The organism is Rhizobium sp. 1399, from assembly GCF_031455475.1.
In the GTDB taxonomy this organism is placed as follows: domain Bacteria; phylum Pseudomonadota; class Alphaproteobacteria; order Rhizobiales; family Rhizobiaceae; genus Rhizobium.
In genome coordinates this window covers 1-13,245 of record NZ_JAVDSU010000022.1, presented here as the reverse complement: position 1 = coordinate 13,245, position 13,245 = coordinate 1, and the positions used below count along the sequence as shown (strand labels likewise).

The window sequence follows — 13,245 nt, the reverse complement described above, 5'->3', positions numbered from 1 at the left end:
TCGGAGGGCTGCCATCTACGGACAATCAGCGCCATGCCCATCATCTCTGCCAATGACCTCACCCCTCTCGCCCACCAGCATGGGACGCCCTTATGGGTCTACGACGCGACGACGATCCGCGATCGGATAAGGCAGCTCGGCGCCTTCGACGTGATCCGCTATGCGCAGAAGGCGTGCTCCAACATCCACATCCTCTCCCTCATGCGTGAGGAAGGTGTGCTTGTGGACTCCGTGTCTCTCGGCGAAATCGATCGCGCGCAGCGGGCCGGATTTTCCGCCGGCCCTACCCTCTCAGGTGCTGCGGGCATCGTCTACACCGCCGATATTTTCGACCGCCCGACTTTGCGCCGCGTCGTCAACGACAAGGTTGAGGTGAATATCGGCTCCATCGACATGCTGCACCAGCTCGGGGAGCTGTCGCCCGGTCACCGCGTCTGGCTTCGCGCCAATCCGGGTTTCGGCCACGGCCATAGCAGCAAGACAAATACGGGTGGCGAAAACAGCAAGCATGGTATCTGGCATGCGGAGTTTAACAAGGCTGTCGAATTGGTTCGCCGCTATCGCCTGCATCTCGTCGGGCTTCACCTGCATATCGGCTCCGGCGTCGACTACGGCCATCTCGAGCGGGTCTGTCATGCGATGACCGGTCTCCTGAGCGATCTGGATCACGATGTCGAGGCGATTTCTGCCGGGGGTGGCCTGTCAGTTCCCTATCGCGACGGGGACAGGGCGATCGATGCCGCGCATTATTTCAGCTTGTGGGACAGCGTGCGCAGGCAAGCAGAACGCAGGCTCGGCCATGCCGTGCGCCTGGAGATCGAGCCGGGGCGCTTCCTGGTGGCAGAAGCCGGTTCGCTGTTGGCCGAGGTCCGCGCCACCAAGCAGGTTGGCAGAAATCACTTCACCCTCGTTGACGCCGGTTTCAACGACTTGATGCGCCCTGCCCTCTATGGCAGCTACCACGAGATCTCGGTGCTCCCGCACGATGGTCGAAGCCTCAGCCCATCTAAGCTACGCCCTACTGTCGTAGCAGGCCCGCTCTGCGAATCGGGCGACGTATTCACGCAAGGGGCCGATGGCGTGGTCGAGACGCGTGCGCTCCCTCCTGCCGAGGTCGGCGACTTGCTCGTTTTCCACGGAACGGGTGCCTATGGCGCGTCGATGTCGTCGAACTACAACAGCCGGCTTCACGCTGCCGAATATCTCATGGACGGGGAGAACTCCCGGCTTATCCGCCGTCGCCAGACTATCGATGAGCTTTGCGAGCTGGAATTGATCGCGGCTCATTCTACGGATGCGGCGTGAGCCCTGAAAAATCCAGGCAGGATTACAAAAAAGCGCAAACGCCCTTCCGCACGGGTACTCGAAGCCTATCGTCAGAGGTCGAGCAGCAAATCGCCAACGCGTTGATCGCGCCCCCGCTTGCTGACTTCGGGTGGCTTGGGGCTTGTTGCCTCTTTGCGCTTCCGGGAACCCGGCTTTCTGCCTTTCGCAGGGAGCTCCTCGCCTGATAACTCAAGGAGTTTTGCGGCAGGCCCGGCAGGTCCTGATGTCGTCGTGGCAGCCTGCCCGTCTATCTTGTCGGTTTCGTTCTTAACGGCAGCGCTGGAAGTGTCCGAGAGCTCGATGTCGGATCGTATCTTGGCGTTCGGCTTTGCAATTTTGATTGCTGGGGCAGCGTCCTGCTCTATCTTCGGCGCGAAACGTATCATGAATGCTCACCTTCCCGTTGGTTCGCTCTTTGTTCTCATCGACGAGCGCGCTTGTCAAGCTCGCTCACATCCGAATGGCCAGACGTTCTCCCCTTCCAGGAGTTTCTTGACGATAGCAGCAGATTGCTCCGGCTCGTACCCTGCCAGCCGCCCCAGACGAGCACGTCTGGCGTCATGCAATCCTTCTGGCTGACGACCGGAAGCGGTTCCGGATTCTATTTTCGATCAAGCCCGTTCGCCATTCTCGAGCCACCGCACTTCTTCGGGCGAAAGCCGGACCGCGGAGGCCGCCAGACTATGGCGAAGTTCCGCAAGGCTCGCCGGACCGATCAGGGGAATGACCGGCCAGGGCTGGTGCAGGACATAGGCGAGTGCAATCTGGATCGGATCCTTGCCGAGGCGATGACCAAGCTCCTCCGCCCGCGCCTTTCGCTGGAAATTCAATTCGGAATACCAGGCACGGACCAGATCTCCATCCGACATTTTCTCACGCCCCGCCCTGTCGGTGAAGAAACCGCGCGCCTGGCTGGACCAGGCAAAGTTGACCACCTTCCGCTCCTTCAGCCAATTCTTCCAGGCTCCGTTCGACGAAGCGATGCATCCTGGCCAGACCGGATCGACCATCTCCGCGAGCGAGAAGTTGTTGGAAAGGACGCTAGGCCTCGTCTTGCCGGTACGCTCCGCATAATCGATCGCTTGGTCCATGCGCTCGCGGGTCCAGTTCGATCCACCGATTGGCCCACGGATGCGACCTGCCTTGACTTCCGCATCCATGGCATCGACGAATTCGCCAACCGGTATGTCGGGATTGTCGCGATGCATGAAGTAGACGTCGACATAGTCGGTCTGCATCCGTTCGAGACTTGCCGTCAGTTGCTTGGCGATGACGTCGGGATAGCAGAGCGGCGAATGCGCGCCCTTCTCGATGATCACCACATCGCTCCTGACGCCACGGCTGCGGACCCATTCGCCGATGAGCCGGTCCTGCGTTCCTCCCCCATACTGGAAGGCGGTGTCGATGAGATTGCCGCCGGCTTCGAAGAATTCGTCAAGAACGATCGAAGCGGCGGGGAAAGTTGAAAACAGCATCATGCCGAGCGCCAGCATCGAGCTTTCCTTCTCGATGCCGGGAATGTGGCCGCGCGGTACGATCACGTCCTTGCGCCGGAGCGTCTCGCCGGTCAGCGTCCTCGTCCGAACGGCGGGTGTCTCAAGGGCGTATTCCAGCCCGATGCCGGCGCGCCACTTGTCCATCACCTTGAGATTGCCAAGTGTGTCGAGGGCCGTCATCCCGGGATAGGCAAATTCGCCCCGCCCAGCTTTGATCGCCTCTGCTGCAGCGTCAACCTCGAAGCTGTAGACGTGCCTGGGTTCTTCCACAGGAATGTCGTTTCGATTTCCGGCGGCGTCGAACAGCCTGATGACGGCGGTACCGCCCTGCTTGCCCGCAGCGAACCAGAAATGATCGATCTCGATCGAACCGGCCGTGCCGAAGATGCGAAGGACATTGTCCTGCGTAAGTGATACCGAGCAGGCGACTTCGGCGACGATGCCATTCGGGAAGCGCAGGATGGCAGCACTCCATTCGTCGACGCCCGTCGAGCCGAGATGTCCAACGGCGAACACCTGGTCGGGCTCGATGAGGCCGTTCGGCTGGCCGACGCCCGCAACCAGCCGCACCATCGAAACCGGATATCCACCGACGTCGAGGATGCCGCCACCCGCGAGATCGTTTGCAAACAGCCTGTGGTCTTCTTCGAACGGCTTGGCAAAACCGAAGCTCGACTTGACCATGCGGACGTCGCCGATCGCCTTTTCCTCCAGAAGCTCGATCAGTCTCAGCGTCAGAGGATGCAATCGGTACATGTAGGCTTCGCCAAGGAAGGTCCCGACTGCACGTGCAGCGGCCTGCATGGCTTCGGCCTCGGCTGCCGAAAGGCCGATCGGCTTCTCGCACAACACGTGCTTTCCGGCCTTCGCCGCCTTGATCGCCCATTCCGCATGGGTCGGGTGAGGTGTCGAGATGTAGACGGCGTCGATCTCCTTGTCCGCCAGAAGAGCGTCGTAGCCGGCAAGGATCCGTGCACCGGAGAAGCGCTCGGCCAGCCCCGGCCGATCCGGGTCGCGGGTGGCGATCGCCTCCACGCGGCCAGTTTTTGATTGAGCAACGCCCGCGAAGAAATCGCCCGCAATCCGGCCAGGGCCAAGGATGCCCCAGCGAATTCTATCCGTATCGGTCATATCGTTTTCCTAAGCCTGTCGAGCCAACGGCGTTTCCGGCCGCGGTGTGTTTCAGGAGAGTTGCACCACGGCGCAGCCGTAGCCGTCGAGCGCAAGCGCACCATCCACCGGCTTGCCGGCGTCGAGAAGATCGGCGCCGGCGGGAACCCGAGCGATCGTGGCGGGCTTGTCCGTGTAGTTCTGGATGAAGAGAAGGCGACGATCCTCGTTCATGCGCATCGTCACCTCGACACCCTCGGGCAAGTCGGCGACCAGCGGCTCGATCCCGGCATCCCCAAACAGGCGTTCCGACAATGCCTCCGTCAGATCGGGCGTGAGATAGGTGCCGAGATAGATGACGCGGCCCTTGCCGACCTTCCTGGATGTCGCCATCGGCCTTCCGTCGGCGTATCGGTTCGACCAGATGGCGATCGCCTCGACATCATCGTCGACGCTCAGGTTTTCGTAGAAATATCCGGCGGTGAGTTCACGATTGCCGATCTTGAAGCGGCGCTCGCGACGGTGGGATTCCGCCGGCCTGTTCGGCGGCACGACCAGGCCGCCGGATCGCTCCATGACCTCAAACAGGCCCTTGGCGCCAGGGGCCGCAAGCCGGCCGAAATCTTCCACCCGCACGCCCGTCAGCTTCGAAAGCGACGTGCCCGGCGCCGTCTCCCTGATCACGTGGTTGTTCTCGTCGCGCGTCCCCGTCCGGGCACCGAACACCACCGTGCCGCCCTCTTCGGCGAAAGACTTCAGGCGCTCCGTCCATTCGTCCTTCCACATGACCCAGTGCGGCACGTAGAGGAGTTTCAGCTTCGAGAGATCGTCTTCGGGATGAATGAACCCGCAGGCAATGCCCAGGTCGTAGCAATATTGATGCAGCAGGACGGCGTCGTCCTGTGGGCTCGGCAGACCGATCGAATAGGTCTTGTGAGCCTCCTGATTGTCGAAATCCGATCCGGCAATGCCGACATCCATGCGCACATAAGTGCCGAGGATCCTGTCTTGCAGCGCCGTCATTTCGGTCGCGAAGCGCTTCGCCTCGTCGTAGCGATGGCGCGGGATGTCATCGTGATCGATGATCCCCATCCAGTAGATCTCGGCGCCGAAATGGGCAGGCCGCCAACGGAAGAACATCAGCCCATCGGCGCCGCGCGCAACAGACGACATCGCCATTCGGCGCATCTCTCCGGGCTCCGGCGTCAAGGTGCAGAAGCCCGGCTGGCTGCCGAAGCTCGACTGCTGTTCGGGCACGATATAGTTGCCGGAGAAACCCCGGCAGATGTCGAGATGGAGCGCTTGGACCTTGGCGTGATTGCCGATACGCTGGAACTCGTCGTAGAGCATGGGATAGATGTCGTAGCCGACGAAATCGAGATCGGCGGTGAACTGTCCGCGGAAGTCGATATCCCGCAGGCCGCCCAAATTGTGGAAGACGAACCAGGACGGTTTGACGGCGCGCAGGATTTCGACCTGGTCATGCTGGAAGCGGGCCGTCGAGAAGGCCAGGAAGCGGTGGTAATCCTGCACATGGCCGGGGCTTGGAAAGGTCGGCCCGAAATCGATCGGCAGCACCACCTGGTCGAAGCTCTGGTAAGCGGTCGCCCAGAAATCCCCTCCCCAGGCATGGTTGAGCTTGTCGATCGCGCCGTACTTCTCGGCGAGAAAGGCCTGAAACTCGCTGAGCGTCGCCCTTGAGAAACTCTCGGGCATGCTGGTGTTGAGTTCGTTGTCGGTCTGCCAGCCGACGACACGCGGATTGTCACGATAGTGCTCCGCCATCGCCGTCGTGATACGCCGGCTATGCTCGCGAAACACCGGACTTGCGGTGTCGCAGTGCTGGCGTGACCCGTGGCTCATCACCCGGCCCTTGCCATCCACCCGCAGGATCTCGGGATGGGCGACGGTCAACCAGCGCGGCGGTGTGGCCGTCGGCGTGCACATGATCGTATCGATGCCATGCTTTCCGAGGATGGCAATCGCCCTGTCGAACAGGTCGAAGTCGAAGCGTCCGAGCTCGGGTTCGAGAATATGCCAGGCAAATTCTGCCATCCTAACGACGTTGAAACCGGCTTTGGCCATGCGCTCGGCATCGCGCTCCCAATAGCTCTCATCGACATGTTCGGGATAGTGCGGAGCGCCAACGAGAAAGCGGTCGGTCTTGACCGGATTCCAAGCGGAGATTGTCGCAGACTTGTTTTCAGACACGGGCGTCGATCCTGATATCTATTTGTCGATGATTGCCTTGCGGGCGCTAATCGTGCGGCCCCCGTCAGGCGTGAAGAGATAGAGTTCGGCAGCGTCGAGTTTCAGCGTCACCGGCTGGTCGGCCTTGAACGGCGCGACGTAACTGAGCTGAATGGTGATGTTTCCGGTTCCGCTCTCCGACGCGACAGTCCTGAGCTCGCCGGCATCGACATAGAGGATCGTTTCACGGCCGAGATGCTCGACCAGTCGGACGATGCCGTTCACTGCGCCGCTCTCTGCTCCATCCGTGACCACCGAAATATTCTCCGGCCGCACGCCGAGCGTCAGGCTCGCACCCTTCTGGAGCGCTGCAAGGTCTGAGAGTTCGACCGTCGTAGGGGCAAGTCCCGGCGCGGAAACCCTGATCTGACGACCCGAGACCTCGTCCACCGTGACGGACAGGAAATTCATTCTGGGAGCGCCGAGGAATCCAGCGACGAACAGGTTGTCGGGATTTCGATAGAGCGCGAGCGGCGATCCGACCTGTTCGATAATACCCTGGTTCAAGACCACGATGCGGCTCGCCATGGTCATGGCTTCGACCTGGTCGTGGGTCACGTAAATCATGGTCGCACCGAGCTCGGAATGCAGGCTAGACAGCTCGACCCGCATCTGCGTGCGCAGTGCCGCATCGAGGTTCGACAGCGGTTCGTCAAACAGAAAGACATCCGGCGAACGCGTTATCGCGCGACCGATCGCGACGCGCTGGCGCTGCCCGCCCGACAGTTGCTTCGGCCGTTTTTCGAGCTGATCGGTAATTCGAAGGATTTTGGCCGCGCGCGCAACTGCCGCATCGATCTCCGCCTTCGGTCTTTTCGCCATGCGAAGGCCGAAGCCCATGTTCTCGGCGACTGTCATGTGGGGATAAAGGGCATAGGACTGGAACACCATCGCGATGCCGCGGTCACCCGGCTCCTCACGGCTGACATCGCGCCCGTTGATGAGGATCTGACCCGAGGTGATGCCTTCAAGACCCGCGATCGTCTTGAGCAGGGTCGACTTGCCGCAGCCGGACGGACCGACCATGACGATGAACTCGCCCTCCTCCACCGAGAGATCGATCCCTCGCAATGCGTGGTAGGCGCCGTAATTCTTGTTTATCTGTCGCAGTTCGAGGCTGGTCATGCTTCCTGGCTCTCTGCTTTTGAAGATCTGATTTCCGGATTCCTCAGCGCGTTCATCCTTTGACCGCTCCCATCGTCAGGCCGGCGATGAAGTGTCGCTGCATCAGGAAGAACATCACCACGGGCGGAACGGCGACGACGATCGTTCCGGCCGAGATGAGGTTCCAGGCCGAGACCCATTCGCCGCGAAGGTTGGCAAGGCCGGCGGTCACCGGTTTTACGGAATCGCTCACCGTCAGGACGACCGCCCAGAAGTAGTCGTTCCAGATGAAGGTGAAGAGGAGGATGGCAAGCGCCGCCAGTGCCGGCCGGACGAGAGGAACGGCGACATGGATGAGTGTCTGGAAAGGCGAGGCTCCTTCTGCCCTTGCCGCCTGGAACAATTCGTCAGGCAGGGCTGCGATGAAGTTGCGCATGAAGAGCGTCGCAAAGCCGGTCTGGAACGCGACATGGAAGATGATCAGCGCCGTTGTCGTATCGATCAGGTCGAGCCGCACCATCAGGTCGCGCACCGGGATCATCATGATCTGGTGAGGAAGGAAATTGCCGCCGACGAAGAGCGCAAAGATGAGCATGTTTCCCGGAAACCGGTATCTCGACAGGACGAAGCCGGACAACGTGCTTAAAATCAGGACGCCGATCACCGAAGGGATCGTTATCGTCAGACTGTTCAGGAAATATTGCGCCATCGGCGTCTGGGTGAAGACGGCGGTGTAATTGTCGACGAGGCCGAACTCGGTCGGCCATCCCCAGAGGTTGCCGCCCATCACGTCCGCAGTCGATCGAAACGAGGTCAGGATAATGGCGAAGAGCGGGCAGAGCCACAGGAGAAGGACGGTGAGCACGGCCAGGAAATAGAAGCGGCGATGCCAGACGGCCGCCTCGGGAATTGGACGAGGATACATCAGCCGCCCCTTTCTTCGGTGCGGATGATCCGCGACAGATACCAGGCGATGAAGACCCCCATGATCACGAACAGGACCGATGCGATCGCCGCGCCATATCCGAAGCGGTAGGAGAAGATCGACTGCTCGAACATCTGGTAGGCAAGCACCGACGAGGAGCCGAATGGTCCGCCACGCGTCATCACCGACACCATATCGAAGGATCGAAGTGCACCGACAACGGTCACGGCGATCGCGATGAACGTGACCTGCGTCAGTTGCGGCAGCACGATGTGCCAGAGCATATTCCATCCCTTCGCGCCATCGACGCGCCCGGCGCCGATAAGCTCCTCGCTCAGGTTGTTGAGACCTGCGAGATAGAGCACCATGCAGAAGGTGATCTGCGGCCAGAGTGCCGCGATGACGATCGCGAAGGTGACGAAATGCTCGTCCGAAAGCACGGCAGGCGCCGTTGCTCCAAACGCCTTGAAGACGAGTGCGAGGAGCCCGAATTCGGGTGTGTAGACCCAGGTAAAGACCACGCCGACGGTGACGGAGGCGAGCACGAGCGGAATGAAGAACAGCGACTTCAAAAAGCGCATGCCGCGGATCTTCTGATTGACGAGCAGCGCGATCGCCAGCCCGAGCGGCGGCGCGGCCATGAACATGACGAGCCAGATCAGATTGTTCTTCAGCGACGTGTAGAACTGCGGATCGTTGTAGAGCTCGACATAATTGCCGAAACCGATCCACGTCATTGGACCCATTCCGTCCCAGTCGTGGAGACTGATCCACAGGCTGCGGACGGCCGACAGCAGGATGACGGTGAAAAACAGGATGATGGCCGGAGCGATAAGCATAGTCGGGGTGAGCCACCAACGCTGGCGGCGCCATAACGTCAACATTGTCCAGAACCTCTTGGAGGATTGAAGGAGCGGAACCGCGGTTCCGCTCCCCGGTCGCCGGGAGGAGAGCTAGATCTTGTAGATACGCTTGCGGGTGCCTTCGAGGCGCTGCAGGATCGCCTGGCGACGGTCAGGCTTGGCCATGAATTCCTGGAAGCCCACAAGGCCTGCCTGCGCCATATCCGGGTCGCTGTCGCGGTCGTAATATTGCGAGGTTCCCTTGACCTGCTTCAAGGATTCGACTGCGGCATTGACCAGCGGATCCTTGCTGGGCGGAAGGTCGCTGCGCGGCGGCACGTTGCCGCCCGGCTCCAGATAGGTCGCGAGATTTTCCGGCTTGTAGAAATAGGCGAGGAATTCGCACGCACCCTTCTTGTTCTTGCCGTTCGTCGGAATGTGGACCGAGTTCAGCGAGAACTCCTCGAAGCGGGGAACATTGGGATCGAGGATCGGGAACGGTGCGAAAGACAGTTGCGGCAGGTCCGTTTCCGTGAAGGCGGCGCGCAGGAAGGCGCCGAGGTTCATCATTCCGGCCTTCTTCTGAGCGAGCAGCGCTGCCGCCTCCTGCCAGCCGAACGACGTGTGGTTCGGGGTGAAGACCTCCTTCTTGATCATGGCTTCCCACTGATCGAAGACCGGCGCCAGGGCCGGGTCGAGATAGCTCATCTGCCCGTCCATCAACGCCATGTGCTTGTCGAGCCCGTTGATGCGAAGATTCATCTGATCGAACCAGCCGGCGGCCGGCCAGAGCTCCTTCGTGCCTATGGCGACCGGCGTCAGTCCTGCCGCCTTGGCCTTGTCGCAATAGGCCGCGAATTCCTCTGCCGTCGTCGGCACCGTCAGTCCATTCTGATCGAAGACATCCTTCCGGTAGAACATGCCCCAGAGCGTGCCGCCGGTGGGCAGACCGTACTGCTTATTGTCGACTGTAACCGCGCCCGTACTTGCGCCGAGAACGTCCTTGTATTTCTCCTTTTCGAACAGGTCCGAGATGTCGTCGAACAGGCCTCGCTTGACGAAGGCCCGCATGCGGTTGCCCGAGAACCAGAAGCAGACATCCGGCGCACCTGCCGTCAGATAATTGCGGATCGCCGTCTTGTGGGCCTCGTGGTCCATATTGTTGATGACGACCTTCGTACCGGCCTGCTTGCCGAAGTCCTCGGCGATCTTCTTCAGCGCTTCGAGCGCCTTGCCGTTGCTTTCAGCGGAAATCACGTTGACTTCCTGGGCCTGGGCAATTGCCGGGATCGGGAAGCCGCCTGCAACCGCGGCCGCAGATGCCATGCCTGCGCCCTTCAGAAAGGTGCGGCGCGTGGTCGACGAAAAATGCTTGGAAAATGCCATTGAATTCCTCCCAGTTGAGCAGATCAACACGTCCCGGCGACCGTCCTCCACAACGGCGACGCCGAGCATTCAACGTGTCGATCTCCACATTCCGAGTTGATCGACGAGGCAAAGTTATGCATAGATCAGGCAGCGTCGCAATAGTTTATTTACAAAATAAAGGAACTCAGTCGTGAAGCTCAAAGGTGACCAGACGACTGCCAGGGCCATGAACCGCCGTCTGATCTTGAACCTGCTGAGGCAGGAAGGGCCGAAGAGCCGTGCCGAATTGGCAACGATCACCCAGCTCAGTCCCGCCGCCGTCACCTTCGTCGTCGGTGATCTCGTGGAGGAAGGTATCGTCACCGAGGGAGAAGCGGTTTCAAGCTTCACCGGTCGTCGGCCAATCCCCGTGGAAATCAACTATGGGCACGGGCTGGCGATCGGTTTCAAGCTCATGGCCGACACGGTGGAATGCGTCGCGACTGACCTCGCGACGAGCCCTCTCGCCGCCATCAGGATTCCGATGCCCAGCCAGGTGCCGGATGATGTCGCAGACCTCCTGGCTGCAACCGTGCCCCGACTCGTCGGACTTGCGGGACGCACGCATGCCAAGCTTACAGGCATCGGCATATCGATGCCGGGCGTCATCAACCACGAGCAGACGATGTGCATCAGAAGCCACCGCTTCAATTGGGACAACGTTCCGCTGGCATCCCTTCTCGCCAATCGTGCGAATGTTCCCGTCTGGCTCGAGGACGATACAAATGCCTATGCCATCGCACAGCAATTGTTCGGCCTCGGCCGCCAGCATCGCAACATGGCGGTGCTGGCGGTCGGCGTCGGTATCAGCTGCGCCCTCGTCATCGAGGGCAAGCTCTATCGCGGCGCCAACGGTGCAGCGGGCAAGTTCGGACACACGCTCTATGAGGAGAATGGCCGCCTCTGCGAATGCGGCAAGCGCGGCTGCCTGATGGCCTACCATTCCGAGGCTTCGATGGTGCGGCGTTGGCGCGAGGCGAATGGCGGGGGCCAGGATCTGGGCACACCCGAGCTGCGCCAGGCGCTTGCTGCAGAAGATCCGACGGCTGTGCGGATCGTCGAGGATTCCGGGCGCGGCATCGGAACGGCTCTCGCCAATCTCGTCAATGTGACGGATCCGGAAGTGGTCGTGGCGGGCGGAGAAGCTGTTTCACTCGGCGAACACTTCCTGGCGCCTCTGCGGGAGGCCCTGGCGCTTAGAACCTTCAGGATGCCCCCCCCCATTCTTCCCGATTGGGAGGACAATTCATGGGCACGCGGCGCCGCAGCGTTGGTAACTCAGAAAATGTTCGATTTCGAATCGGTTGGAGGCGTCGCGAGACCTCTCCAGGTATTCGGATAGAAGGAGCCGCCCTATAGGAGAGGTTTGGCGGCAAAAGGCCTTATCTTCTCAGCTCGTGGGCGATCGATCGGGACAATGCTCATGCCGCGTGCTCCTTGAGAGCCGCTGCTTCCGAGAGGTCGAACTGCAGTTCGGCAAGCTTGGAATATACTCCGCCCTTGCGGATCAGTGCGGCGTGTGTCCCCTCCTCGATCACCCGGCCGCCATCGATCACCAGAATTCGATCCGCCTTGAGCACTGTGGCAAGCCGATGCGCGATCACGATCGTTGTGCGATCGCACATCAACTCATCCAGTCCCCTACGCTGCCATCGGGCTCGATCCGACCGGAAGGGAGGCGATCGATTGGGGTGTTTACGGCGTGCCGGAGACCTTCGTCATCGACCGCGACGGCCACATCCTGTTCAAGCAGGTCGGCCCGATCGACGACAAGGCCCTGTCGACAGGCATCGGTCCTGCACTCGACAAGGCATTGGCTGCCGGCGGCTGACGGAAGCCCCTCGCCTGCGACTGGATCAGTGGCTTGGACTTAAGCCTGTTGCGACCGCTTGTCCGGATCTGAACCTGCGGCAAGCTGCAACCGATCGAGGCAGCCTCCCGATCCGAGATTCTCGACGAGCGCCAGCACGGCACGACGCTGCAAGTCGGTTTCCACATTTCCTTCGAGAGTGATCTGCCCGTTATGGACGGAGACGCGGATCCTTTGCGGCGTCAGGCCGAGATCGTATTTCAGGCGTGCTCGAACGGCCAGGAGGATCGCGTCATCCTCGCGCGGTAACCTGAGCGTCGGTGCGTCCGCTATCAAAGCGAGGATATCGCGCCGGCTGACGATCCCGACGAGCCGTCCGGCGTCGACGACCGGAATACGCTTGATGCGATGGACCTCGAGGCTTTCGGCAATATCCGAGACCTCACTGTCGGGGCTGGCGACGATGACGTCGCGTGACATGATATCTCTGACGGACCAGCCGTTGCCGCGAATGTAGCGGTCGAGATCGACATCGGACGTGATCTCCGCATGACGCGCGGTTCGCGGCGCAAGCCGGATCTCGCGCCTCAACAGCAGATCGCCTTCGGTCAGAATTCCGCAGGTCCGCCCTTCGTCGTCAACGACAGGCAGCCCGCTGATGTTGTTTTGCATCATCACCGCGACGGCATGGCGGATCCCTGCCGCAGGGCTGATCGAAACCACGTTGCTCGTCATAATGTCCTTGGCCTGCATGCGTGCACCTCCCTTTCCGGAAACATCTGGTGCCATGAGAGTAGGACGGCTTGGACGAACTGACCTTGACCTCCGTCAAAGTCGCGGTGTCTGGTTGAGCAACTCGGCGAGCCTGGCCTGCTCTTCGTCCGTGAGTTTGCTGCCGGTGGGTTTGCCTACCCGCTTGCGGGCGAAGACGATGAGCGAGGCCCCGCCGGCGAGGATCAGCAGCACGGGTGCGCC

At 61.0% G+C, this 13,245-nt stretch carries 10 protein-coding genes and 2 pseudogenes; 3 read left to right on the top strand and 9 right to left on the bottom strand.

Translation table 11 applies throughout. The annotated features are described in order from the left end of the window. Positions 1–33 precede the first annotated feature (33 nt). Complete coding sequence (gene lysA / locus J2X71_RS36500) at positions 34–1,305, top strand: diaminopimelate decarboxylase (protein ID WP_310390276.1); 1,272 nt, start codon at positions 34–36, stop codon at positions 1,303–1,305. A 632-nt stretch (positions 1,306–1,937) separates the two neighbouring features. On the opposite strand, the gene J2X71_RS36495 is transcribed toward lysA, so the two are convergent. The 6 genes from J2X71_RS36495 to J2X71_RS36470 all read right to left on the bottom strand — a co-directional run bounded on the left by J2X71_RS36495 (position 1,938) and on the right by J2X71_RS36470 (position 10,439). After that, positions 1,938–3,953 (bottom strand): aldo/keto reductase, encoded by a 2,016-nt coding sequence (locus tag J2X71_RS36495; protein WP_310390274.1) that lies wholly within the window; start codon positions 3,951–3,953, stop codon positions 1,938–1,940. A gap of 51 nt (positions 3,954–4,004) precedes the next feature. Next, the gene (locus tag J2X71_RS36490) at positions 4,005–6,143 is read right to left on the bottom strand and encodes a beta-galactosidase (RefSeq protein ID WP_310390272.1); all 2,139 of its coding nucleotides are present in this window, start codon (positions 6,141–6,143) and stop codon (positions 4,005–4,007) included. Between the two features lie 18 nt (positions 6,144–6,161). Continuing rightward, entirely contained in the window at positions 6,162–7,307 is a 1,146-nt protein-coding gene (locus J2X71_RS36485) for an ABC transporter ATP-binding protein (protein WP_310390270.1), read from the bottom strand. Positions 7,308–7,359: 52 nt separating this feature from the next. Next, on the bottom strand, positions 7,360–8,211 hold the full coding sequence (locus J2X71_RS36480; RefSeq protein WP_310390268.1) for a carbohydrate ABC transporter permease: 852 nt from the start codon (positions 8,209–8,211) through the stop codon (positions 7,360–7,362). Beyond that, a complete protein-coding gene (locus J2X71_RS36475) occupies positions 8,211–9,095 on the bottom strand; it encodes a sugar ABC transporter permease (protein ID WP_310390266.1) in 885 nt (294 codons plus the stop codon). The genes J2X71_RS36480 and J2X71_RS36475 overlap by 1 nt, the downstream gene beginning before the upstream one ends. Positions 9,096–9,164: 69 nt before the next feature. Then, the gene (locus tag J2X71_RS36470) at positions 9,165–10,439 is read right to left on the bottom strand and encodes an ABC transporter substrate-binding protein (protein WP_310390264.1); all 1,275 of its coding nucleotides are present in this window, start codon (positions 10,437–10,439) and stop codon (positions 9,165–9,167) included. 172 nt (positions 10,440–10,611) lie between these two features. Here J2X71_RS36470 and J2X71_RS36465 point away from each other — a divergent pair, with 172 nt between their 5' ends. Further along, a complete protein-coding gene (locus J2X71_RS36465; RefSeq protein WP_310390262.1) occupies positions 10,612–11,802 on the top strand; it encodes an ROK family transcriptional regulator in 1,191 nt (396 codons plus the stop codon). Between the two features lie 79 nt (positions 11,803–11,881). Here J2X71_RS36465 and J2X71_RS36460 read toward each other — a convergent pair. Continuing rightward, positions 11,882–12,106 (bottom strand): annotated as a pseudogene (locus J2X71_RS36460) (ABC transporter); the annotation flags it as partial. Between J2X71_RS36460 and J2X71_RS36455 the strand changes: the two are divergent. Next, positions 12,070–12,291, top strand: coding sequence for a hypothetical protein (locus J2X71_RS36455; RefSeq protein ID WP_310390260.1), 222 nt, complete (start codon positions 12,070–12,072; stop codon positions 12,289–12,291). The pseudogene J2X71_RS36460 and the gene J2X71_RS36455 sit on opposite strands and share 37 nt — an antisense overlap. 39 nt (positions 12,292–12,330) lie before the next feature. On the opposite strand, the gene J2X71_RS36450 is transcribed toward J2X71_RS36455, so the two are convergent. Both J2X71_RS36450 and J2X71_RS36445 read right to left on the bottom strand, forming a co-directional pair. Then, on the bottom strand, positions 12,331–13,023 hold the full coding sequence (locus tag J2X71_RS36450; RefSeq protein WP_310390258.1) for a CBS domain-containing protein: 693 nt from the start codon (positions 13,021–13,023) through the stop codon (positions 12,331–12,333). A 75-nt stretch (positions 13,024–13,098) separates the two neighbouring features. After that, positions 13,099–13,245 (bottom strand): annotated as a pseudogene (locus J2X71_RS36445) (cytochrome c-type biogenesis protein CcmH); the annotation flags it as partial.